A 22,233-nucleotide genomic window follows, 5' to 3' on the forward strand; every position below is an offset into this window, starting at 1 on the left:
CATCGGTTGCGCATATGCGAGTGACCGGCACTGTCCGGCCGCGTTGGGTCGGTGTTGCAGCGCGAGTGGCGCTGGCGCTCGCGTATCCGCTCGTCATCCTGTTCGCGTGGCAGATGCTGACGCCGCGCTATGTCGGCTGCCTGCTGTTCGTGCTGCTGTGGGTGCAGCGCACGGTCGGGAAAGGGGCGCTCGCGATGGCGCTCAAGCGGCTCTCCGCGCACGACTGGTGCGTGGCCGGCGCCTTGACCCTCCTGTCGCTCGCGATCGCCGTGACGGACAGCGAGCGGCTGCTTCGTTTCTATCCGGCGTGCGTGAGCGCCGGCCTGCTGGTTGCATTCGGCGCGACGCTGCAGCGCGGCCCGACGATGATCGAGAAATTCGCGCGGCTGCGGTATCCCGAGCCGAGCCGGACGATCGTTCGCTATACGCGGCATGTCACGCAGATCTGGTGTGCGTTCTTCATCGTGAATGGCGGGTTTTCCATCTATACGGCGCTGTACTGGAGTCGGTCCGCGTGGGCGCTCTATAACGGCGCGATCGTGTACGTGCTGATCGGTGCGTTGCTCGCCGGTGAATGGCTCTGGCGTCGCTTGTTCATAACGGCGCGCTCCGGCGGGGGTGACGTCGCATGATGGCGCTGTGCGACCTTCTGCGCGCCGACGCGGACGTGGCTACGATCATTTGCCGCGACGGTGGCGCATATTTCACGCTGGCCGACTTGCGCGCCCGTACGGAAGCGATCGCGCGAACGATCGTAGCCGCCGGTGCGCGTCGCGTCGCGGTCTGTGTCGACGATCCATACGATTTCGCATGCGCGTTCTTCGCCGCGATGGCGACGGCTAACGAAACGGTGATTCCGGCCAGTGCGGCTCCCGGTTACTTGCACGAACTCGCGCACGCGTACGATCTGCTGCTCGACGCGGCGGCGCTGGCGGAATGCACGCGCGAGTACGTGGGGGGCATCGAGGCCGCTGGGCGCGCGATCGCACCGGACGCGGCGATCACGCTCTACACATCGGGCAGCAGCGGTGCCGCGAAACCGGTGCGCAAGTCGCTGGCGCAGTTCGATGCCGAGGTACGGACGCTGCAACGCGAATGGGGCGGGCAGGTCGGCGCGGCGGCCGCGCTGTCGAGCGTTCCGCATCATCACATCTACGGACTGCTTTTCAGAATCCTGTGGCCGTTGGCGGTCGGACGCGCGTTCGACCGCGCGTCGGTGCTCGAACCGCAGCAACTGCAGCAGCGGCTCGCGGCATACGGCGACGCCATCGTCATATCGACCCCGTCGCAATTGATGCGCTGGCCGGCATTGCCGGGTTTTCCGATGCAGGATCCCGCGCCGCGCCTGTTCTTCTCGTCGGGCGGCCCGTTGCCGGCGGAAACGGCGTCGGTTTATTCGGCGGCCTTCGGCGCCGCGCCGTTCGAGATATTCGGCAGCACCGAGACGGGCGGCATCGCGTGGCGCCGTCAGGATCTGACGAGTGCGTGGCAGCCGATGGCGGGAATCGATGTGCGTCGCGACGACGACGGCGCGCTGATCGTGCGCTCCGCGCATCTCGGTCACGAGGACTGGCATCGCACCGACGATGCCGCGCGCTTCGATCGGCAGGGACGTTTCGAATTGACGGGGCGTCGCGATCGCGTGGTGAAGCTCGATGGCAAGCGCGTGTCGCTGCCCGAACTCGAAACGCGGATTCTCCAGCATCCGTACATTGGACAGGCTGCGGCGACGGTTGTCGAAGGCACATCGCGCGCGCACATCGGCGTGGTCGCGGTACTGACCGACACCGGCCGCCAGATATTGAAGACCGACGGCCGCGTGGCACTCGCCGCGGCGTTGCGGCACGACCTCGGCGAGTATTTCGACGCAGCCGCGTTGCCGCGCTACTGGCGGTTCCGCCGCACGATGCCGTTCGATGCGCGCGGCAAGCTGCCGGCGTCGGCGCTCGCGGCCGCGTTCGCACCGACGGCGGAGGGTTTTGAACTGCTGGCCGAGTGGCGCGACGCCGACAGCCTGCATTACGAGCTGCGCGTGCCGGCGGCGCTCGCGCATTTCGACGGTCATTTCCCCGGCATGCCGATTCTCCCCGGCGTCGTGCAGATCGATTGGGCCGCCCGGCTTGCCGGCCGCGCGTTCGATACGGCGCTCGCGGTCCGCTCGATCGATCATCTGAAGTTCAAGGCGCCGGTTCCGCCGGGCGCCGTGCTCGCGCTGCGCCTCGCGCACGATCCGGCACGCGGTTGCGTGCGTTTTGCGTTCCGGCGCGGCCCGCGCGAATGCACGTCGGGTACGCTCGTTTATGGCGAGGCGGTGCAATGACCGGCGTCTGTATCGTCATCCCGATCTACAACCATCGCGACGCGATCGGCGATACGCTCGCGCGGCTTGCCGTGCACGGACTGCCGATCATCGTGGTCGACGATGGCAGCGACGGGCCGACGCAGCGGACACTGGCCGGGCTCGCCGTGCGGTATGCGGATTGCATGACCTTGCTGCGGCTGCCGGTGAATGGCGGCAAGGGGGCGGCGGTGATGGCCGGATTGCGCGCGGCGCGCGACCGCGGTTACCGGCATGCGATCCAGATCGACGCCGACGGGCAGCATGACGCGGCCGATGTGCCGAAGTTCGTCGCGGCCGCGCAAGCGGAACCGGACGCGGTCGTGCTCGGCCGTCCATGTTTCGATGCAAGCGTGCCAAAAGCCCGCCTGTACGGTCGCTATCTGACGCACGTGTGGGTCTGGATCGAGACGCTGTCGCTGGATATTCCCGATGCGATGTGCGGATTCCGTCTCTATCCGGTCGATGCGGTCTGCACACTGATCGACGCGGTGCCGATGCCGAAGCGGATGGCGTTCGACAGCGAGGTGCTGGTACGGCTTCACTGGCGCGGCCTGACGTTCAGGACGATTCCGACGCGTGTCGTTTATCCGGAAGACGGCGTGTCGCATTTCGATGTATTGCGCGACAACGTGCGCATCAGCGCGAGCCATACGCGACTGGCGCTGGGCATGCTGGCGCGCGCACCGTGGCTGATCGCGCGTCGGCTGTGCCGGCGGCGCGGCGCGCCGGGCGCGGGCGGGGCGCAGTCGTGGTGGCGCATGCCGGAACGCGGCAGCCGCGTCGGGATGGCGCTGCTGGCGTTGAGCTGCCGCTGGTTCGGCACGCGCATCACGTCGATGTGGCTGTATCTGATCGTGGGCTACTTCGTGCTGACCAACCGCACCGCGCGCGTCGCTTCGAACGCCTATTTCACACGCCTGCGCGAGGCGGGCGGCGCGGCACCGCGTCCGGGCTGGCGCACCGCGTATCGGCACATGCTCGCGTTCGCGCAATCGGGCTTCGACAAGTTCGTCGCGTGGTCCGGCCGCCTCGATGAATTCGACGTGCGCTTCGACGACGCGTCGGCGTTCGATGCCCTGGCCGCCAGCGGGCGCGGCGCGCTCGTGATCGGCGCGCATCTCGGCAATCTGGAGATGACGCGGGCACTTGCATTGCGCGACGCGCATACGAAAGTGACAGCGGTGGTCTATACGGAACACGCGCAGCGCTTCAACGAGATATTGGCGAAGACGAGCCCGGATTTCGGCAAGCAACTCGTCCAGGTGACGGATTTCGGGCCGGACACGGCGCTGATGATGCAGTCGCGCATCGATGCGGGCGAACTGCTCGTGATCGTCGGCGATCGCGTGCCGCCGCACGATGCGGGCAAGACGGTCGATGCGTGCTTTCTCGATGCCGCCGCGCCGTTTGCACAGGGCCCGTACATCCTTGCGCACGCGCTCGAATGCCCGGTTTACCTGTTCTTCTGCCTCAAGGAAGGGCGCGGTCATCGGCTCTACTTCGAACCGTTCGCCGAACGCATCGAGCTGCCGCGCCGCGAACGCTCGGGACACGTGGCCGCATGGGCGCAGCGCTATGCCGAACGGCTCGAGCATTACTGCCGCAAGGCTCCCTACCAATGGTTCAATTTCTTCGATTTCTGGGCGCGGCCCGATGGAGGTCCGCATGGCCGAACATAACGTGACCGACGAATTGCACACGCCTGCCGCGGCGCGGTCCGAAACGGCCCATGCGCCGGTCGTGATCGGCGCGCGGCATCTGACCATCGAGGATGTCGTCGCAATCGCCCGCGCCGGCGCACCGGTGAAGCTGAATGCGGACATCGGCTGGCGCGAGCGCATCGAGCGCGGCGCCGCGCGGCTGCGCGATTACCTCGCCGGTGGCGGGATCCTGTATGGCGTGACCACCGGATACGGCGACGCATGTGTTGTCGACGTGCCGCCGTCGCTCGTCGAGGCGCTGCCGCTGCAGTTGACGCGTTATCACGGATGCGGGATGGGCGACTGGTTCGATGCGCAGCAGACGCTGGCGATCGTCGCCGCGCGGCTCAATTCGCTCGCGTTCGGCTATTCAGGTGTGCGATTCATGCTGCTCGAACGGCTGGCCGACCTCGTGAATCATCGGATCCTGCCGCGGATTCCGTCCGAAGGTTCCGTCGGCGCGAGCGGCGACCTGACGCCGCTGTCCTATGTCGCGGCCGCGCTGGCCGGCGAGCGCACCGTCCTGTTCGACGGCGCAGAATGCGACGCGCGCGATGTGTGGAGCACGATCGGCCACGCGCCGCTGCAACTGGCGCCGAAGGAGGGCCTCGCGCTGATGAACGGCACGGCGGTGATGACGGGGCTCGCTTGCCTCGCGTTCGCGCGCGCCGACAACCTGACGCGCATCGCCGCGCGCCTGACCGCGCTGACGACCGTCGCGCTCGACGGCCGCGCCGCGCACTTCGACGCGCGGCTGTTCGACGCGAAGCCGCATGCAGGGCAGGCCGACGCGGCGGCATGGATACGCGCGGACCTGGCCGGTCGCGACGACACGCCGGGGCGCCGTCTGCAGGATCGCTATTCGGTGCGCTGCGCGCCGCATGTGATCGGCGTGACGCGCGATGCGCTGACATGGGTGCGTCGCGATGTCGAGAACGAGCTGAACAGCGCCAACGACAATCCGTTGATCGATCCTGACGACGGCAGCGTGCTGCACGGCGGGAATTTCTACGGCGGCCACATCGCGTTCGCGATGGACGCGCTGAAAACAGCGGTGGCCAATCTCGCGGACCTGATGGATCGCCAGCTCGCGCTGCTCGTCGACGACAAGTTCAGCAACGGCTTGCCGCGCAACCTGACCGGCGCAACGGGCGATCGCGCGGCCATCAATCACGGCTACAAGGCGGTGCAGATTTCCGCATCCGCATGGACGGCGGAAGCGCTGAAGCACACGATGCCGGCAAGCGTGTTCTCGCGCTCCACGGAATCGCACAACCAGGACAAGGTGAGCATGGGCACGATCGCGGCGCGCGATTGCCTGCGCGTGCTCGCGCTGACGGAGCAGGTTGCCGCGGCGCATGTGCTCGCGACCGTGCAGGCCGTGCGGCTGCGCCAGCGGGATGCCGCCGGCACGCAGCTGTCGCCCGTGCTGCGCGCGTTCGTCGACGACGTGGGCAGCCGTTCGCCGCTGGTGGTGGAGGATCGGCCGCTGGAGGCCGAGCTGCGCGCGTTGACTGCCCGGCTCGCCGCCTGCGAGCCGATCGGTGCATCGTCTTGCAGGGAGGCCGCATGAGTGCGCCTGGAGCGCCGCTGACGGCGACGGCCCGTGTCGAAGTCCCGTTTCACGACGTCGACGCGATGAACGTCTGCTGGCACGGCCACTATCTGAAGTATTTCGAAAGCGGACGCGCGGCGTTGCTGCGGATGATCGACTACGACTATCCGGCGATGCTGGCGTCGGGTTACATGTGGCCGGTTGTCGAAGCGCATCTGAAGTACGTGCGGCCGGCGGCCTACGGCCAGCAGCTCGACGTGCGCACGACGCTGCTCGAATTCGAGAACCGGCTGAGGATCGGCTACGAAATCGTCGATGCCGGGTCGGGCGAGCGCCTGACGAAAGGGTACACGGTCCAGCTGGCCATCGACGCCGCGACGCGCGAGTTGCAGTTCGTTTCGCCGGCAGCGTTGATCGAACGGGTGCAAGTGCGATGACGACGAACAGAGGCTACCGGGGATTTCTCGCGGCGCTCGGCGCATGCGCGACGTTCGTTGCGGGTATTGCGCACGCGGCTCCGGCCGCGTCGACAGCGCCGGCTGCGGCGCGGCCCGAGAACACCGCGCTCGTGTCCGACATCGCGGCGAGGCTGGCGCGCGTCGGCGCAATCCGCGCCGATTTTCGGCAGACCCAGACGCTCGCGGCGATGAAGCAGCCGCTCGTCAGCACGGGCTCGATGCTGTTCGATCGAGCGTCGGGTGTCGTGTGGCGGATCCGGACGCCGTACCAGGCGACCTACGTGATTACCGATGGCGGCGTGCGCGAAGTCGGGGCCGATGGCAGGCTTGTCGCACCGAACGGCAATGGCCGCGGCGTCGCGCAGGTGTCGCGGATGATGAGAGACATGCTCGGCGGCGATCTGTCGGCGCTGTACGCGCAATTCGACGTCGAAGCGAGCGGCACGCGCGAACGCTGGCAGATGCTCCTTCGACCCAACCAGCCGCAGCTCGCGCAGGCGGTCCGCACGATCGAGATGGGCGGCGGCACGTATCTCGGCCGGCTCGACATGACGTTCGCGAACGGTAACGTAACCACGCTCGAATTCACGCGGGCGACGCCGGTGGACGGTCCCGCGCCGGCCGAGCGCGCGTGGCTGGAGACGCGCTGATGAGCGAGACGCGCGACGCGATCGACGTCCCGGCCAGGCTTGCCCGGCGCCGGCTGCGCTGCGCCGCGTGGGCGCTGGTCGCACTCGTCGTCGCGCTTTACTGCATCTGGCGTTTCATGGGGCCGTCGCCGCTGCAGACGAACCTGCTGGCGCTGCTCCCCGCGACCGAGGCGAATCCGGTGGCCGAGAAGGCGGTCGAGACGATCGGCAACATGCTCGGCGGCCGCACCGTCTATCTGGTGACCGACCGCGACGCCGCGCGCGCGAAAGCCGCCGCAAAGCAGTTCGGTGCCCGGCTCGCGCACAGCGGCGCGTTTCGCTCGGTGACGGTCGAGGTGCCCCCGTTCGACGTGTCGCGGATCGCGGCGACCTATCTGCCGGCCCGCTTCGGATTGCTGACCGAGGCCGACCGCGCGTCGCTCGAACGAGGCGACGCAGCGCTTGCCGACCGACTGGCCCGGCGACTCTACGGGCCGCCGGCCGACGGCCTGCCGACCGCCGTCGCGGACGATCCGTTCGGCTGGCTCCAGCACTGGCTCGCGGGCCTGCCGCTGGCAACGTCGAATCTCGCGCTCGAGGACGGCATGCTCGTGTCGCACCGCGACGGTGTCACGGGGGTGCTCGTGATGACGTCGCTGGCTGGTTCGGCATACGAATCGAAAGTCCAGCAGGCGGTGCGCAACGCGACCGCCGATGCGGAGCGCTCGGTCGGCACGGATTATCCGGGCGCGCGAATCGATCGTGCCGGCGCGGTGTTTTACGCGGAAGCCGCGCGCGCGAGCGCGGAGCGCGACGTGCACGTGATCGGCGCAGTGTCGCTCGTCGGAATCGCGTTGCTGCTGACGAGCGTGTTCCGCACGCCGCGCCTGCTGGTGCTGGCGTTTGCATCCACGGCGTTCGGCATCGCCTGCGCACTCGCGGCGACGCTGCTCGTGTTCGGCAAGCTGCATCTGCTGACACTCGTGTTCGGCGTGAGCCTGATCGGCGAAGCGGTCGATTATTCGATCCAGTATTTCGTCGTTCATCTATCCGCCGGAAAGCAATGGGACGCGCGACGGGGCGCGGCTGCCGTGCGACCTGCGCTCGCGGTCGCGCTCGCGACGAGCCTGCTCGGCTACGCGATCCTGATGTGGGTGCCGTTTCCGGCACTGAAGCAGATCGCCTGCTTCGCGATGGTCGGCATTGCGGCCGCGTTCGCGGCCGTGACGGGGTTTCTGCCGCTGATGCTCACACAGGCGCCGAAGCGAACGCCCGCGCGCGTGTTCGCGTGTGCCGCGCGCGTGCTGGCAGGTTGGCGGTCCGTGCTGGGCGGGCGGCGTGCGATGGCGGCCGCGGTGCTGCTCGCGCTCGTCGCGGTGCCGGGTTGGATCGCGCTGCGTAGCGACGACGACATCCAGTTGCTGATCCAGCGCGATCCGGACCTGGTGCGCCAGGAGGGCGAAATTCGCGCGGCGGTCGGCCTCGAGAACACGGCCAGATTCTTCGTGGTCCAGGGTGCGACACCGGACGACGTGCTCGAACGATCGGCCTCGCTCGTTGCGTCGCTGGCGCCGCTGCATGTCGGCCGGGTCCAGTCGATCGCGGCATTCGTGCCGTCGGCGCGGCAGCAGGCGCGCAATCGCGCGGTGTTGGCCGAACGCGTGTTCGCGGATCCGGCGGCGTTGCGCGCGACGCTCGAACAAGCAGGATTCCGCGACGATGTCGCGCGCGCGTGGATCGACGCGTTCGCTCGCGACGGGCGGGCATCGCTGTCCGTCGACACGTGGCTGGCCGCGCAATGGTCGGCGCCGTTCCGCCATCTGTGGCTCGGCAAGGTGGGCGAGCGCAATCCCGTGTACGCGGCGATTGCGATTCCCGAACGGGCCGACGCGACGGATGTCGCTTCGTTCGAAGCGATCGCACGCGGCCTGCCGGGCGTGACTTGGGTCGACAAGGCCGCGAGCGTGTCGAGGCTGTTCGGTGCGTACCGCATCGACAGCGGCTTGTGGCTCGCCGGCGCGCTCGTCGTGGTCGCCGGTCTGCTGGCGTGGCGTTATGGCGTGCGCGGCGGTCTTGCGACGACGCTGCCGGTCGTGCTGGCGATCGGCCTGACGCTGGCCGTGTTCGGCTATGCGAACGTGCCGCTGACTCTATTCAACTGGCTCGCGCTGATGCTGGTGCTCGGCGTCGGCGCGAATTACGCGGTGTTCCTGCGCGAAGGGGGTATGCGGGACGCGGCCGATCTCGGCGCCGTCTGGACCGGTGTGCTGCTGTCCGCCGCGACGACGCTGCTGTCGTTCGGCATGCTGGGCGTGAGTGCGATGCCGGCATTGCGCAGCTTCGGTACGACGCTCGCGTTGGGCATCGTGTTTTCGGTACTGTTCGCGCCGCTCGCGACGCCGTCCCATACGGAGAATCGCGCATGAACCCGACACAGGCGCCCGTCTATCTGTCGGCACTCGGCATGGTCAATGCGCTCGGCGGGTCCGTCGACGAGATCGCCGCAGCACTTTGCACCGGCGTGTCGCCAGGCATGGGCCCGCACGCGGCAGAACCCTCCCGCGGCTGGGTCGGGCAGGTGCGCTCGCCGCTCGATATCGCGCCGCCCGCGCAACTGACGCATTTCGACTGCCGCAACAACCGCCTGCTGCTGGCCGCGCTCGCGCAGATCGCGCCTGCCGTCGATGCGGTGGTGGCGCGTTACGGGCCGCGCCGGATCGGCGTCGTGATCGGCACCAGCACGTCCGGCATCCGCGCGGCCGAAGACGCGTTCGCGCAGCGAGCGGCGACCGGCGCGATGCCGCCCGGATTCGATTACCGGCAGATGGAGATCGGGACCGCCGCACCGTTCGTGCGGGCGGCGCTGGGCCTGGCAGGACCGGCCTATACGGTGTCGACAGCCTGCACGTCGAGCGCGAAGGCGTTCGCGGCGGCGCGTCGCCTGCTGCGCCTGAACCTGTGCGATGCGGTGATCGTCGGCGGCGCGGATTCGCTGTGCGAGATGACGTTGCAAGGCTTTGCGTCGCTCGAATCGGTCAGCCCGACGCGGACCAACCCGATGAGCCGTAACCGATGCGGGATCACCATCGGCGAAGGCGCGGCCGTGTTCGTAATGAGCCGCGACGAAGCCGCGGTGCGGCTTGCCGGTGTCGGCGAATCGAGCGACGCGCATCACATCTCGGCACCGGACCCGGCCGGACTCGGCGCCGAGGACGCGCTGCGCGCGGCGCTCGCCGATGCGGGCGTGACGCCGTCCGCGATCGGCTACGTGAACCTGCATGCGACGGCAACGCGCCTGAACGACGAGATGGAAGCGCGCGTGACCGCGCGGGTGTTTCCCGCCGGCGTACCCGCGAGCGGAACGAAGCCGCTCACGGGGCACCTGCTCGGCGCGGCGGGCGCGACCGAACTCGGATTCGGCTGGTTGACGCTCGCGCGCGGGGTGTCGCTGCCGGCGCACGTTTGGGACGGCGACGCTGATCCGGCGTTGCCGGCGCTGGATCTCGTACAAACGGAACGCCGGCTGGCCGGCGATGCATCGGGACAGTATGTGATGAGCAATTCGTTCGCTTTCGGCGGCAGCAATGCCAGCCTGATCTTGGGGAGCTGACATGCAGACCGGTTCGCTCACCGAAACGTTGCACGACGGTGCGGAGATCGCCGTTTGCGACGTGCTCGACGTGCTGCCGCATCGCGGCACGATGTTGCTGCTCGACGCGATCGAACGCTGTTCGGAAACGGCGATCGAGGTGGCCGCGAGCGTGCGCGACGATGCCTGGTATGCCGGCGACGACGGTGCGATGCCGGCGTGGATCGGTATCGAGTTGATGGCGCAGGCGATTGCCGCGCACGTCGGGTTGCTCGCACGGCATGCGGGCGGGCGCGCGAAACCGGGCGTGCTGCTCGGCGCGAACCGGTACACCGCGCATCGGGCGGCGTTCGACGCCGGCACGGCATTGCGGATCACCGCGCGCGAATTGCTGCGCGGCGACGAAGGGCACGGCGCCTACGAATGCGCGATCCATGCAGGCGATCGGTGCTGCGCGGAGGCGATCGTCAAGGTGTACCAGCCGGACGATTTTCAGTCTTTTATCGAAGGGAGTTTCAACTCATGACTCGGCGAGTACTCGTGACCGGCGCGAGCCGCGGTATCGGCCGGGCCGTTGCCATGCGCCTCGCGTCGGACGGCTTCTCCGTGACGGTTCACTGTCGCAGCGGTCGCGACCAGGCGGAAGCCGTCGCGGCCGCGATCCGCGAGCAGGGCGGCACGGCGGGCGTGCTGCAGTTCGACGTGCGCGACCGCACGGCCTGTCGGCAGCAGCTCGAGGCTGACGTGGCAGCGAACGGCGCGTACTACGGCATCGTGTGCAGCGCCGGCGTCACGCGCGACGGCGCGTTTCCCGCGCTGACGGACGAGGACTGGGACGTCGTGATCGAAACCGGGCTGGACGGGTTCTACAACGTCGTCCATCCACTGACGATGCCGATGGTGCGGCTGCGCGCCGGGGGCCGCATCGTGACGATCGCGTCGGTATCGGGCGTCATGGGCAATCGCGGACAAGTCAACTACAGCGCGGCGAAGGCCGGGTTGATCGGTGCGACGAAGGCGCTCGCGGTCGAACTGGCGTCGCGACGCATCACGGTCAATTGCGTTGCCCCCGGCCTCGTCGACACCGGCATGCTCGATGACGTACCGCTCGAGCACGCGCTGCAGACCGTGCCGATGGGACGTGTCGGCCAGCCCGACGAAGTGGCGGCGGTGGTCGGATTCCTGATGTCCGATGCGGCGACCTATGTGACGCGGCAAGTGATCGGCGTCAACGGCGGGATGGTGTGATGAAGCGAGTCGTCGTGACGGGAATGGGCGGCGTGACCGCTTTCGGCGAAACATGGCCGGAAATCGAGGCGCGCCTGCGTGGCGGGCGCAACGCGGTGCAGCGCATGCAGGAGTGGGACTGCTACGAGTCGCTGCATACGCGGCTCGCGTGTCCGTTGCCGGGTTTCGCGGCGCCGGCATGGTACCCGCGCAAGAAGACCCGGTCGATGGGGCCGGTGTCGCTGTATGCGGTGCGGGCGAGCGAACTCGCGCTCGCCGATGCCGGGCTCGCTGACGATCCGTCGATCAAGGACGGCCGGATGGGCGTCGCTTACGGCTCGTCGTCGGGTTCGGTCGAGCCGATCCGCGCGTTCGGCACGATGCTCGAGACCGGCTCGATGCGCGACGTGACGTCGAACAGCTACGTGCAGATGATGCCGCATACGACGGCCGTCAACGTCAGCCTGTTCTGGGATCTGAAGGGCCGCATCGTGCCGGCGTCGTCGGCGTGCGCGTCCGGCAGCCAGGCGATCGGTTACGCCTACGAGGCGATCGCGGCCGGCAAGCAGGCACTGATGCTCGCAGGCGGGGCCGAAGAGTTGTCGGGGCCGGCCGTCGCAGTGTTCGACACGCTGTATGCCACCAGTACGCGCAACGATGCCGCCGCACTGACGCCGCGGCCGTTCGACGTCGGCCGCGACGGTCTGGTCGTCGGGGAAGGGGCTGCGACGCTGGTGCTCGAGGAATACGAACATGCGCTCGCGCGTGGCGCGACGATCCATGCCGAGATCGTCGGCTTCGGCTGCAATTCGGACGGCGGACACATTACGCAGCCGACCGCCGAAACGATGGCGATCGCGATGCGGCTTGCGCTGCGCGACGCGTCGCTCGATCCGGCGGCGATCGCGTACGTGAATGCGCACGGCACGTCGACCGATCGCGGCGATGTCGCCGAGAGTCATGCGACGGCATCGGTGTTCGGCGAAAACATGCCGATCAGTTCGCTGAAGAGCTATGTCGGTCATACGCTCGGCGCGTGCGGCGCGCTCGAGGCGTGGTGGACGATCGAGATGATGAAGCGCAACTGGTACGTGCCGACGCTCAACCTCGATAACGTCGATCCGGCTTGCGCTTCGCTCGACTACATCGTCGGCGGCGCGCGCGCGATCGACGCGGAGTTCGCGATGAGCAACAACTTCGCCTTCGGCGGGATCAACACGTCGTTGATCTTCCGCAGGGGCGTCGCGTGAGCGCAGCCGGTTACGCGCCGGCGCGCGTCGTCGTCACGGGGCTCGGCATCGTGTCGTGTCTGGGCAATTCGCTCGACGACGTGTCGGCCGCGCTGCGTGCCGGCCGCTCCGCTGTCCGTCGCGTCGACCGCTGGCGTGCACGCGGTTTCCGCAGCCAGGTCGCGGGCGTCGCCAGTGTCGATGCGGCTGCGCCGTTCGCGCGCAAGCACGAACGCTTCATGGGCGATACCGCCCGCTTCGGCGCGCATGCCGCGGCCGCGGCACTCCGCGATGCCGGGCTCGATCCCGCGACGCTGCGCTCGCCGCGCGCCGGCGCGATCATCGGCTCGGGCATCGGCTCGATGGCCGACTACGACGACGCGATGGCGATCGCGGCGCAGCGCGGGATCGACAAGACGCCGCCCTATATCGTCCCGCGTGCGATGAGCAGCACGGCGTCGGCGTGCGTCGCGCAGTTGTTCGGCATCGAGGGCGTGTCCTATTCGCCGTCTTCCGCGTGCACGAGCGGTGCGTTGGCGATCGGGCATGCGATGCAGCTGATCCGGTCGGGTTGCCAGGACATCGTGCTCGCGGGCGGCAGCGAGGCGCTCCACGACAACATGACGTTGATGTTCGACGCGATGGGCGCGTTGTCGGCCGGTTACAACGACACGCCGACGCAGGCGTCGCGGCCATACGCGTGCGGCCGCGACGGCTTCGTGATCGCGTCGGGGGCGGGCATCCTCGTGCTCGAGTCGCTCGACCATGCACGCTCGCGCGGCGCGCGAATCTACGCGGAACTGACCGGGTTCGGCCAGGGCACGGATGGTGCGGGCATGGCCACGCCGCACGCAGCGGGGATCGCGCGCGCGATCCGCATGGCGATCGAAGGCAGTGGACGACTGCCTGATTACGTGAACACGCACGCACCGTCGACATCGCTTGGCGATGTCGAGGAGCTGAAGGCGCTTGCCGACGTGTTCGGCGGCCACGTGCCGCCGTTTTCGTCGACGAAAGGCATGACCGGTCATCCGCTCGGCGCGAGCGGGGCGCACGAGGCGATCTACACGATCCTGATGATGCGTGACGGCTTCGTTGCCGGCACGGCGGTCGAGGGCGAGCCCGATCCGGCGCTCGGACGGATGCCGCTGGTGCGCGAAGCACGCACCGCGCGGATCGAGCGCGCGCTGTCGATCTCGTTCGGGTTCGGCGGGAGCTGCGCAAGTGTGTTGTTGGATGCCTGGAAAGGCGATTGAAGTGAACCTACTGAGCTGAGAGGACAAGAACAATGAAGCAGAAAGCACATCTGGCCGGCATGCTGATCGCGGCGACGTTGTTGACGGGCTGCGGCACCGTGGTTCGTTCGCTGCCGCTGCCCGCGTCGGCGACGGCGCCGGATGCGTCGGGTGTCAGCCTGTATTTCGGAGCGCAAGCTCATCCGGCAGTGAAGACCAGCATCGGCCCGCGTTCGGAGTCGGTGCGCGTGCGGCGTGCGACCGAAGCGGAACAGCCGACGTGCGAACAGGCGTTGAGCACGGCGCTGGACCGTCTGCGCGAATATGCGAAGAATCATGGCGGGAATGCGGTCATCAACGTGACGACGCGCTTTCACGACAAGCGTTCCGATTCGACGACCGAGTACACCTGCGGCGTGAGCGGCAGCGCCGGCGCGATCGCGGTGTCCGGCGACGTCGTGCTGCTCGACAAGCAATGACACGGAGGACGGCATGAAATACCGGATTGCATTCTCGCTGCTCATCGGCACGTTGGCGATGTCGCAGGCTCATGCGCGCGATTCTGTCGGCAACTATCCGATCGAGAGCGCGATGACGAGCGAGGGCGACACGCTCGGCGGCGATGTCGCGCTCTATTTCGGCGATCAGTCGCACCCGAAGATCGTCAAGTCGTACGGCACCTTCGCGACCAACAAGAAGACCAACGCGTTCGGCAAGAGCGATGAGGCCGCGTGCCAGCACGTGTTCCTGTCGGCGGCACTCGAGCTTCAAGCGCGAGCGCGGAAGGAGGGCGGCAACGCTGTCGTCGGGATCAAGAGCAACTACCGGAACGTGTTGCGCAGCAGTACGACCGACTTTACCTGCGGTGCGGGCGCATTCGTGGCCGGCGTGGCGCTGACGGGCGAGGTCGTGACGCTGAAGCACTGACGCGCGGCGGGCGAGCCTGAACGAGGGCCGCCCGATGGCGGGCCCCGTTCAGGCCGGCTTGCGTGCGGCGACGTTGACGAGCGTCTCGCGACGCTTGCCGGGCTTCGGGCGGTGCAGGCCGATACGTTCGAGCAGGCCGAAGTCTTTCGCGCGGCTCCACCACAGATACGGAAACGACACGTTTCGGGCGTCGAACGCGAAGCCGGTTTCACGCAGCATCGCGAGATAGCCGTCCGCGCTTTTCTGAACCTGCATAGGATGTCGAAACAACAGCCGGATGACCCACGACTTGATATAGGCATCGGTCGACTCGGCGAACAGCAGCACGCCGCCCGGCTTCAGCACGCGATGGAACTCGGCCAGCGCACGTTCCTGTTCGACGAGGTGATGGAAGGTCTGGTGGCAGAAAACGACGTCGACGCTTGCGTCGGCGAGCGGAATGCTCGCGCAATCGGCATGCCGCAATTCGACGGGGGCACCGCAATGCCGGGCTGCTTCCGACGCGTGCGCAAGCGATTCGTCGTGGCAGTCGATCCCGACGATCTTGCCGGGAGCGAACGCGTCGTTCAGCAAGCGAAACGACTTGCCTTGTCCGCAGCCGGCATCGAGGATGACGGGCGATTTCGGCAACGGCGCCGCGACGAGCCGCTTCAGGTCATTGATGGCCACGCGAAGCACATGATGTTCCCAGGTGTGCGTGCGAAGAAACCAGATGCCGAATGCGGTTTCGGGAACGTAAGTGGACGTGCGCGTGCGATAAGCGGTCATGTGCCTTTCGTTGGTATCTTTTGTTGAACGGTTATTGTAGTTTGCATCGCCGAATTGCGGCGTAAAGAATCAACCTGCCCGATGAACCGGGATGGAAGGCAAGCATGAATGAAATGAAATCGGAATCGGTCGACGTTGCGATCATCGGCGCAGGACCTGCCGGCGCGGTTGCAGCGGGGCTGTTGCGCAAGGCCGGACGGTCGGTGCTGGTGCTCGAGCGCCAGCACTTTCCGCGCTTCTCGATCGGCGAAAGCCTGCTGCCGCAGAGCATGGATTATCTCGACGAGGCCGGCATGCTGCAGGCGGTCGTCGAGGCAGGGTTCCAGTTCAAGAACGGCGCGTACTTCGTGCATCGCGACCGGATGTCGTCGTTCGATTTTCGCGAGAAGTTTACGGAAGGATGGGGGACGGCGTATCAGGTCGAGCGCGCCACGTTCGACGACGTGCTGATTCGCTGCGCGGCTCGGCAAGGTGCCGACGTGCGATTCGGCCACACGGTGCGCGCGTTTGTGCCGGGCGATCGCCCGACGCTCGAGGTCGTGGACGAAGCCGGGTGCGATTACCGCGTGCACGCGTCGTTCGTGCTCGATGCAAGCGGATTCGGCAGGGTGCTGCCGCGCCTGCTCGATCTCGAGGCGCCGACGCGGCTGCCGATGCGCGCGGCGATCTTCTCGCACGTCGAGGATCGCTTGCCCGCGGGATCGACCGATCGCGACAAGATCTGCATCGCGGTGCATCCCGAGCGGCGCGACGTGTGGTTCTGGATGATTCCGCTGACGAACGGACGCTCGTCGGTCGGTTGCGTGGCGGAGGCCGCTTTCCTCGACGTGCCGGACACGCATCGAGAAGAACTGCTGCGCGAGTTGCTGCAGACCGAACCCACGCTGGCGCGCCTCGTCGGCAGCAAGCCGTTCGTGATGCCGGTGCGGCACATTGGCGGCTACGCGTCGAACGTCGAGCGCCTTCACGGTCCCGGTTACGCGTTGCTCGGCAATGCGGGCGAGTTCCTGGACCCGATCTTCTCGTCGGGCGTGACGATCGCGCTGCGGTCGTCCCATCTGGCGGTCGCGACGCTCGAGCGCCACCTGCGCGGCGAGACGGTCGACTGGCAGCGCGACTACGGCACGCCGCTGCGCAAGGGAATCGATACGTTCCGCGCATTCGTCGAACGCTGGTATTCCGGCGATCTGCAGGACATCGTCTTCCACGAGGACAAGGCGCCGGAAGTCAAACGGATGATCTGCTCGATCCTGGCCGGCTACGCATGGGACGAGTCGAATCCGTTCGTGCGCGAGCCGGCGCGTGGTCTCGATGTGCTTGCCGAAATCTGTCGCTCGGCCCGGCCGGAGCAGCGCGCCGATTGAACGGTTCCGCTGAAGATCGTCGGCAGATGAGCAAATGCGGGGGCGCCGCGCACGTCATGTGCGGCGCCCCCGTCGGTTCATCGACGCTCAGTTGCCCTGCAGCCGGATATCGCGCGACGACGCGCCGACATACACCGTCCCGCCCGGCACGACGCGCCAGCCGTTGCGCGACGTATCCCACACGCTCTGCATCCGCGGCGACACCGTGACGCGAACATGCCGCGCCTCGCCCGGATTCAGCCGGATCTTCTCCCAGCCGACCAGCCGCTTCGGCGGCTCGTCCTTGTACGGCACGCCGAGATAGACCTGCGGCGTTTCCGCACCGGCGACGCGCCCGTCGTTGCGCACGGTGAACGCGACGCTCAGCGAGCCGTCCCATTGCCGCGACACCGACAGCCCCGAATACGCGAAGTGCGTATACGACAGCCCGTAGCCGAATTCGAACATCGGCTTGATGTTGCGCGCGTCATACCAGCGATAGCCCATGTTCAGCTTCTCCGCGTAGACGGGATCGTTGTCGAACGCGCCGTTTTGCCCCCACGTCGGCGAATCCTGGTCGCGCGCCGGGAACGTGACGGGCAGCTTGCCTGACGGATTGACGGCGCCGAACAGCACGTTCGCGATCGCCTTGCCGCCGGCTTCGCCCGGATACCACGCCTCGACGATCGCGGACACCCGGTCCTTCCACGGCATCAGCACCGGATTGCCGCTCTGGACGACGACGATCGTATGCGGATTCGCGCGCGCGACGGCTTCGACGAGCGCATCCTGGTTCGACGGGTTCGCGAGGCTCAGGCTTTGCAGTTCGCCGAAATCCTCGCCGGACGGCTGCGCGACCACGACGATCGCGACGTCGGAACGGCCCGCGAGCGCGGCGGCCTGGTCGATCTCCTGCTGCGTGTACGCGCGGAACGGCGACTGCTGGTCGCTGTTGCCCGCGTACGTGACCTGCGCGGCCGGCGCGAGCGCGCGGATCGCCGCGACGATCGGCACGTCGACCTTCAGCCATGGATTGCGCCACCAGCTGCAACCCGTCGACGACCCGAACGTCAGGCCGCCGCAGCCCGCGAACGAACCCGTCACCGGATCGCGCGTGTTGCCCGAGCCGCCGCCCGACAGCACGGCCGCATCGGCATGGCCGCCGATCACGGCGATACGCGACAGCGTGGACGCGGCAAGCGGCAACTGGTTGCCGTCGTTCTTCAGCAGTACGATCGACTGCTCGGAGGCGGCTTGCGCGAACCGGTTCGCGGCCGCGAAATCGATCGTGCCGCCGCCCTTGGCCGGATCGTCCATCACGCCGACGCGGATCATCACGGCGAGCTTGCGGCGCACCATGTCGTCGAGGCGCGCGGTCGACACCGAGCCGTTCGCGATCGCCTGCTTGACGGCCGCCGGCGTCAGGTACACGCTCGGCCCGACGTCTTCTTCCTCGTCGAGCCCGGCGTTGATCGCGGCGGCGGTGCTGTGCGTCGCGCCCCAGTCGGACTGCACCTGGCCCTGGAAGCCCCATTCGTTCTTCAGCACGTCGTTCAGCAGGTGATTGTTCTCGCATGCATACGTGCCGTTCAGGCGGTTGTAGCTGCACATCACGCTGCCTGGCCGCCCGCGCTTCGCGGCGATTTCGAACGGCAGCAGGTACAGTTCGCGCAGCGTGCGTTCGTCGATCTGCGTGTTGCCGCCCATCCGGCCGTGCTCCTGTTCGTTGCCGGCGTAGTGCTTGATGGTCGCGATGACTTTCTGCCGCTGCGTCGCGAGCGTGCGTTCGGCGAGCAGGTCGCCAGCGAGCAGCGGATCCTCGCCGAGATACTCGAACAGGCGGCCGCCGCGTGGTTCGCGCGCGAGATTGGTGCCGCCGGCGAGGCCCATGCCGAACCCTTGCGCGCGCAACTGGATCGCGACCTGCTTGCCGAAGTCGTACGACAGGCGGCGATCCCAGCTCGCGGCGACGGCGATCGTCGCGGGAAACGTCGTGCTGGCCTGCGACGTGCTGCCGGAACCGGTGGCCGAGTCGACCATGTTGAGATCGGGAATGCCGAGCCGCGGCACGCCCTGGATGTAGCCGGCGCCGCCGCCCGGCACCTTCGACATTTCGTATTGCGAATGAATGAACTGAATTTTTTCGTCGAGCGTCATCTTGCGCACGAGCAGGTCGGCGCGCCGTTGCGCGGCGGCCGACGCAAATGCGTCGGCGGCGTCGCCCTGCGAGTTGAAATCGGCGTTGCCCGCGTAGGCGGTGGTGCAGAGGGTCGCTGCCAGCACGACGGCCGGCCAGAGTTTGTCCCGCATGTTGCTCTCCATGATCGTATTGCTCGTTGTTCGGATGATGTCTGGAGCTGCGCACGCCCGGTGGATTCGCACCGGACGCATTCGGCTGGCGATGCAGGGTGGTTGCGCGTCGGCATGCCAGGCCAGGCGGGGAATCGTTACGGCCGGTTGGGCTCGACCGGTCAACGCGGACGGCGACGCGCAGGCCGTCCGACGCTGCCGAATCGGATGTAGCGACTCTCAGCAGCGACTAATGGTATGAATGTAGTTCGACTACAGCATCGGTGTTTCTACCGATACGTACGATCTTTATTCGGTACGGTCGCGCGATGCGACGAAAAGACGGTCATCGTTCCCGATTGCGGCTGTGCAGCAGGGTAAGAAGTGCCTGCGTATGGGCGTTTGCGCAGGGAGTGTGGCGAAGCAGCAGGTGCGGTTCGTTGCGTGCGCATCGAATCGACGGAGCCTGCCGTCATCCGGCGGTACGGGATCCTGGATCGCGTGCGGTGCGCGGATCGGACGACTTGCGGGCGCGGGCGAGCGGATTGGCGATGTAGCGGATCGCGCGGTCGCTGAGCGTCGACGATGGCAGCAGGCATGCGAGCGACAGCCCGGCGACGGCCAGTTTCTTGAACGGGCGCCAGAACGGATTGCGCAGCACCGTATGCCAGTAACGGCCCGAATCGGACAGGAACCAGCGCCAGCGGCGCGCGAGCGGCGCACGGTACAGCGTGCTCGCGAAGCGGGCCTTTTCGATCGAGAAATCGAACGGTTCGCTCGGCAGCGCTTCGTGAAGCCGCGAGCGGGCAATCGTGCGCAGCGTCGACCATCGGCGTTCAGCCTTCGACGCCCCCGTGGCTGCGTCTTCCGCATTGGCGAACGCGAGATCGGCGGTATCGCGGTTCGCGTCGCCGGCGGCGTGTGCGGCCGGTTGGTGAACGCGATAACCGCCAAGCGGCGCGTCGATCATGTGGACGGCGCCGAGCAGCGCGATTCCGTAGATCGCATAAAAATCGGCACCGTGCAGGTTGTCGGCCGTGACGGGCACCGGGAAGATGCGCCGGAGCGCGTCGCTCAGGTACGCGTTGCCCGACGCGGGCGGCGACGGATACAGCCAGCCCGTGCGCAGCAGGCGCCCGCAATCCGTGTCGACGCCCGACTGCGGGACGGTGACGCCGGTTGCGGCGCCTTCGCGCGTGATCACGTCGAGCCGGAAATGCACCTTCACGAAGTCGCCGGCCGCGAACGCGGCCAGCACGCGGGCGGCGGCGTCGGGATAGAGCAGGTCGTCCGCATCGAGCAGGATCACGTATCGGGTCGCGACATGCTCGAGCGCGCGGTTGTACGCGGCGACCTGGCCGCGATTCTCCTGGAAGACCGCCGCGATGCGCTCGCCGTACGAGCGGATGATGTCGCGGGAATCGTCGGTCGATCCGTCGTCGATCACCAGCACGCGGATGCCGTCCGCGGTCTGTGCGAGCGCGGAGTCGATCGCGGCACGCAGATAGGCGCCGTGGTTGTAGTTGCAGATTGCAATGGTCAGGTCTGCCATGAGCAGCTCCCCGGTGAAGCGGGTTCGAGTCTTCCGGCGCGGGCGGCCCGCGTCGCGCCGTCATGCGGCCGCATGCTAGCGGCGCGCAACGGAGCTGCCGAGCAGCGGAATGCCGGCGCGATAGACCACGGCCGCGAGCGCGGCGGCAACCGCGGCCTCCGCGAGCAGCACGGCGGCGGCGGCGCCCAGTTCGGCGAAATACTTCGCGAGCACCGGCAGCAGCACGATGTTCAGGATACCGGACGACATCAGGATGCGCGTGAAGGCCGTCTTCATGCCGAGCGGCAGCATGGTCTGCACGCCGAACAGGTCGGTCATGCCGGCCATGAACGGGATGAACGCCATCCAGCGCAACACGTGAACCGTCGGTTCGTACGACGGGCCGTACAGGATGCGCACCGCCAGCGGCGCACCGAAGAAAATCACCAGCGAGATGCCGAGCACCATCACGACCTGCACGACGAACAGCTTGCGCAGGAACGAGAACGCGTCGTTGCGCGCATGCCGCATCAGGTAGCTGATGCGCGGATAGGTGGCGGCCTTCAGCGGCTGGAGCATGCTGAGCGCCGCGCGGATCAGCTTGTCGCCGGCGGCGAAGTAGCCGGCCGCGACGTTGCCCGACACGAAGCCGAGCAGCACGGTGTTGGTCGATGCGTAGAACGCGATCGACGTGGATGCGAGAAACACCTGCCAGCCGCCTTTCAGCGATTCGGCAATGTCGGCAACGCCGACGCGCACGAAGTCGATTTCTCGATGGAGATACAGGTAGACGGCCAGCGCGATCGCCGACAGCAGCGGCACGGCGGCGTTGACGATCATCGCGCGATCGATGTCCGCCGGGCTGTGCACGACGGCGAACATCGCGGGAAGGCTCAGCACGCGGCCGACGAACAGGATCAGGCTGAGCGCGCGCAGCTTCTCCATGCCCTGGAAATACCAGCCGGGCGTGAATGCCACGCCGGCGACCATGCCGAACCCGATCAGCAGCAGGTCGCGATCCTCGCCGAAGCGCCCGATCACGAGCGTCAGCACCACCAGCACGACGAAGCAGACGGCCGCTATCCCGATCTGCGCGTACAGCGTCGCCCAGAAGATGCGCGAGCGTTCGGCGCGGTCGTCGCGGGCGAGCGCGATGCGCGGTGTCGCGGTCAGGTCGAAGCTGTAGCTCGTGCAGTTGGTGAGATACGCGATGACCGCGAGCGAGAACGCGAGCTGGCCATAGCCTTCCGGGCCCAGCGCGTGCGTCAGCAGCGGCGCGATCAGCAGCGGCACCGCATACATCGAAATCTGCAGCGTCAGCAGCAGCAGGAAGTTCTTCTTGAGGTTTGACATTCGCTCGGTCGGCGCCGTTGGGTATCGCATGGCGGCGGGTTGCGTGCTGCCGTGCGGAT

19 protein-coding genes are annotated in these 22,233 nt (G+C 67.6%); 15 read left to right on the plus strand and 4 right to left on the minus strand.

Annotation, left to right across the window (positions count from 1 at the left end; all coding sequences use genetic code 11):
- Positions 1-14: 14 nt before the first annotated feature.
- From MRS60_RS18860 to MRS60_RS18925, 14 genes are read left to right on the plus strand one after another with little or no spacing between them, the layout of a single operon-like run.
- Positions 15-632: a hypothetical protein gene (locus MRS60_RS18860; protein ID WP_243566388.1), complete on the plus strand. Its 618-nt coding sequence runs from the start codon at positions 15-17 to the stop codon at positions 630-632.
- Positions 629-2,320, plus strand: coding sequence for an AMP-binding protein (locus MRS60_RS18865; RefSeq protein ID WP_243566389.1), 1,692 nt, complete (start codon positions 629-631; stop codon positions 2,318-2,320). The genes MRS60_RS18860 and MRS60_RS18865 overlap by 4 nt, the downstream gene beginning before the upstream one ends.
- Positions 2,317-4,020, plus strand: coding sequence for a glycosyltransferase family 2 protein (locus tag MRS60_RS18870; RefSeq protein WP_243566390.1), 1,704 nt, complete (start codon positions 2,317-2,319; stop codon positions 4,018-4,020). The genes MRS60_RS18865 and MRS60_RS18870 overlap by 4 nt, the downstream gene beginning before the upstream one ends.
- Positions 4,007-5,614, plus strand: a complete 1,608-nt coding sequence (locus MRS60_RS18875) for an HAL/PAL/TAL family ammonia-lyase (RefSeq protein ID WP_243566391.1) — start codon at positions 4,007-4,009, stop codon at positions 5,612-5,614. The genes MRS60_RS18870 and MRS60_RS18875 overlap by 14 nt, the downstream gene beginning before the upstream one ends.
- Complete coding sequence (locus tag MRS60_RS18880) at positions 5,611-6,033, plus strand: acyl-CoA thioesterase (RefSeq protein ID WP_243566392.1); 423 nt, start codon at positions 5,611-5,613, stop codon at positions 6,031-6,033. The genes MRS60_RS18875 and MRS60_RS18880 overlap by 4 nt, the downstream gene beginning before the upstream one ends.
- Complete coding sequence (locus MRS60_RS18885; protein ID WP_105391232.1) at positions 6,030-6,704, plus strand: LolA family protein; 675 nt, start codon at positions 6,030-6,032, stop codon at positions 6,702-6,704. The genes MRS60_RS18880 and MRS60_RS18885 overlap by 4 nt, the downstream gene beginning before the upstream one ends.
- Entirely contained in the window at positions 6,704-9,109 is a 2,406-nt protein-coding gene (locus tag MRS60_RS18890) for an MMPL family transporter (RefSeq protein WP_243566393.1), read from the plus strand. The genes MRS60_RS18885 and MRS60_RS18890 overlap by 1 nt, the downstream gene beginning before the upstream one ends.
- The gene (locus MRS60_RS18895) at positions 9,106-10,293 is read left to right on the plus strand and encodes a beta-ketoacyl-[acyl-carrier-protein] synthase family protein (protein WP_243566394.1); all 1,188 of its coding nucleotides are present in this window, start codon (positions 9,106-9,108) and stop codon (positions 10,291-10,293) included. The genes MRS60_RS18890 and MRS60_RS18895 overlap by 4 nt, the downstream gene beginning before the upstream one ends.
- A 1-nt stretch (position 10,294) precedes the next feature.
- On the plus strand, positions 10,295-10,798 hold the full coding sequence (locus tag MRS60_RS18900; RefSeq protein WP_072436623.1) for a hotdog family protein: 504 nt from the start codon (positions 10,295-10,297) through the stop codon (positions 10,796-10,798).
- Positions 10,795-11,520: a 3-ketoacyl-ACP reductase FabG2 gene (locus MRS60_RS18905; RefSeq protein ID WP_034179719.1), complete on the plus strand. Its 726-nt coding sequence runs from the start codon at positions 10,795-10,797 to the stop codon at positions 11,518-11,520. Before MRS60_RS18900 ends, MRS60_RS18905 begins: the two co-directional genes overlap by 4 nt.
- Positions 11,520-12,749, plus strand: a complete 1,230-nt coding sequence (locus MRS60_RS18910; protein WP_105391229.1) for a beta-ketoacyl-ACP synthase — start codon at positions 11,520-11,522, stop codon at positions 12,747-12,749. The genes MRS60_RS18905 and MRS60_RS18910 overlap by 1 nt, the downstream gene beginning before the upstream one ends.
- Positions 12,746-13,984 carry a beta-ketoacyl-[acyl-carrier-protein] synthase family protein gene (locus MRS60_RS18915; RefSeq protein WP_243566395.1) on the plus strand — a complete coding sequence of 413 codons (1,239 nt, stop codon included), beginning with the start codon at positions 12,746-12,748 and terminating at the stop codon, positions 13,982-13,984. Before MRS60_RS18910 ends, MRS60_RS18915 begins: the two co-directional genes overlap by 4 nt.
- Positions 13,985-14,016: 32 nt before the next feature.
- The gene (locus MRS60_RS18920; protein WP_034179716.1) at positions 14,017-14,442 is read left to right on the plus strand and encodes a signal peptidase; all 426 of its coding nucleotides are present in this window, start codon (positions 14,017-14,019) and stop codon (positions 14,440-14,442) included.
- A gap of 13 nt (positions 14,443-14,455) precedes the next feature.
- Positions 14,456-14,890: an excinuclease ABC subunit A gene (locus tag MRS60_RS18925; RefSeq protein WP_217586810.1), complete on the plus strand. Its 435-nt coding sequence runs from the start codon at positions 14,456-14,458 to the stop codon at positions 14,888-14,890.
- 48 nt (positions 14,891-14,938) lie between these two features.
- Here the strand turns inward: MRS60_RS18925 and MRS60_RS18930 are convergent, their stop codons facing one another.
- The gene (locus MRS60_RS18930; RefSeq protein WP_105391225.1) at positions 14,939-15,658 is read right to left on the minus strand and encodes a class I SAM-dependent methyltransferase; all 720 of its coding nucleotides are present in this window, start codon (positions 15,656-15,658) and stop codon (positions 14,939-14,941) included.
- Positions 15,659-15,762: 104 nt separating this feature from the next.
- Between MRS60_RS18930 and MRS60_RS18935 the strand changes: the two genes are divergently transcribed.
- Positions 15,763-17,022, plus strand: coding sequence for an NAD(P)/FAD-dependent oxidoreductase (locus MRS60_RS18935; RefSeq protein ID WP_034179713.1), 1,260 nt, complete (start codon positions 15,763-15,765; stop codon positions 17,020-17,022).
- An 87-nt stretch (positions 17,023-17,109) separates the two neighbouring features.
- Here the strand turns inward: MRS60_RS18935 and MRS60_RS18940 are convergent, their stop codons facing one another.
- The 3 genes from MRS60_RS18940 to MRS60_RS18950 all read right to left on the minus strand — a co-directional run bounded on the left by MRS60_RS18940 (position 17,110) and on the right by MRS60_RS18950 (position 22,174).
- Positions 17,110-19,311 carry a glycoside hydrolase family 3 C-terminal domain-containing protein gene (locus tag MRS60_RS18940; protein ID WP_243566396.1) on the minus strand — a complete coding sequence of 734 codons (2,202 nt, stop codon included), beginning with the start codon at positions 19,309-19,311 and terminating at the stop codon, positions 17,110-17,112.
- 451 nt (positions 19,312-19,762) lie between these two features.
- Positions 19,763-20,842, minus strand: coding sequence for a glycosyltransferase family 2 protein (locus tag MRS60_RS18945; protein WP_243566397.1), 1,080 nt, complete (start codon positions 20,840-20,842; stop codon positions 19,763-19,765).
- A gap of 75 nt (positions 20,843-20,917) precedes the next feature.
- Complete coding sequence (locus MRS60_RS18950; RefSeq protein WP_034179711.1) at positions 20,918-22,174, minus strand: oligosaccharide flippase family protein; 1,257 nt, start codon at positions 22,172-22,174, stop codon at positions 20,918-20,920.
- Between the last annotated feature and the right edge of the window lie 59 nt (positions 22,175-22,233).

Origin of the sequence: Burkholderia pyrrocinia (genome assembly GCF_022809715.1) — a bacterium.
In the GTDB taxonomy this organism is placed as follows: Bacteria; Pseudomonadota; Gammaproteobacteria; order Burkholderiales; family Burkholderiaceae; genus Burkholderia; species Burkholderia pyrrocinia_C.

Excerpts from the sequence above, each read along its gene's own strand:
- MRS60_RS18940 (WP_243566396.1), bottom strand. The coding sequence starts at position 19,311 with ATGCGGGACAAACTCTGGCCGGCCGTCGTGCTGGCAGCGACCCTCTGC.
- MRS60_RS18925 (WP_217586810.1), top strand. The coding sequence starts at position 14,456 with ATGAAATACCGGATTGCATTCTCGCTGCTCATCGGCACGTTGGCGATG.
- MRS60_RS18920 (WP_034179716.1), top strand. The coding sequence starts at position 14,017 with ATGAAGCAGAAAGCACATCTGGCCGGCATGCTGATCGCGGCGACGTTG.
- MRS60_RS18895 (WP_243566394.1), top strand. The coding sequence starts at position 9,106 with ATGAACCCGACACAGGCGCCCGTCTATCTGTCGGCACTCGGCATGGTC.
- MRS60_RS18880 (WP_243566392.1), top strand. The coding sequence starts at position 5,611 with ATGAGTGCGCCTGGAGCGCCGCTGACGGCGACGGCCCGTGTCGAAGTC.
- MRS60_RS18885 (WP_105391232.1), top strand. The coding sequence starts at position 6,030 with ATGACGACGAACAGAGGCTACCGGGGATTTCTCGCGGCGCTCGGCGCA.
- MRS60_RS18900 (WP_072436623.1), top strand. The coding sequence starts at position 10,295 with ATGCAGACCGGTTCGCTCACCGAAACGTTGCACGACGGTGCGGAGATC.
- MRS60_RS18870 (WP_243566390.1), top strand. The coding sequence starts at position 2,317 with ATGACCGGCGTCTGTATCGTCATCCCGATCTACAACCATCGCGACGCG.
- MRS60_RS18875 (WP_243566391.1), top strand. The coding sequence starts at position 4,007 with ATGGCCGAACATAACGTGACCGACGAATTGCACACGCCTGCCGCGGCG.
- MRS60_RS18945 (WP_243566397.1), bottom strand. The coding sequence starts at position 20,842 with ATGGCAGACCTGACCATTGCAATCTGCAACTACAACCACGGCGCCTAT.
- MRS60_RS18860 (WP_243566388.1), top strand. The coding sequence starts at position 15 with ATGCGAGTGACCGGCACTGTCCGGCCGCGTTGGGTCGGTGTTGCAGCG.
- MRS60_RS18905 (WP_034179719.1), top strand. The coding sequence starts at position 10,795 with ATGACTCGGCGAGTACTCGTGACCGGCGCGAGCCGCGGTATCGGCCGG.
- MRS60_RS18890 (WP_243566393.1), top strand. The coding sequence starts at position 6,704 with ATGAGCGAGACGCGCGACGCGATCGACGTCCCGGCCAGGCTTGCCCGG.
- MRS60_RS18950 (WP_034179711.1), bottom strand. The coding sequence starts at position 22,174 with ATGTCAAACCTCAAGAAGAACTTCCTGCTGCTGCTGACGCTGCAGATT.
- MRS60_RS18930 (WP_105391225.1), bottom strand. The coding sequence starts at position 15,658 with ATGACCGCTTATCGCACGCGCACGTCCACTTACGTTCCCGAAACCGCA.
- MRS60_RS18935 (WP_034179713.1), top strand. The coding sequence starts at position 15,763 with ATGAATGAAATGAAATCGGAATCGGTCGACGTTGCGATCATCGGCGCA.
- MRS60_RS18910 (WP_105391229.1), top strand. The coding sequence starts at position 11,520 with ATGAAGCGAGTCGTCGTGACGGGAATGGGCGGCGTGACCGCTTTCGGC.
- MRS60_RS18865 (WP_243566389.1), top strand. The coding sequence starts at position 629 with ATGATGGCGCTGTGCGACCTTCTGCGCGCCGACGCGGACGTGGCTACG.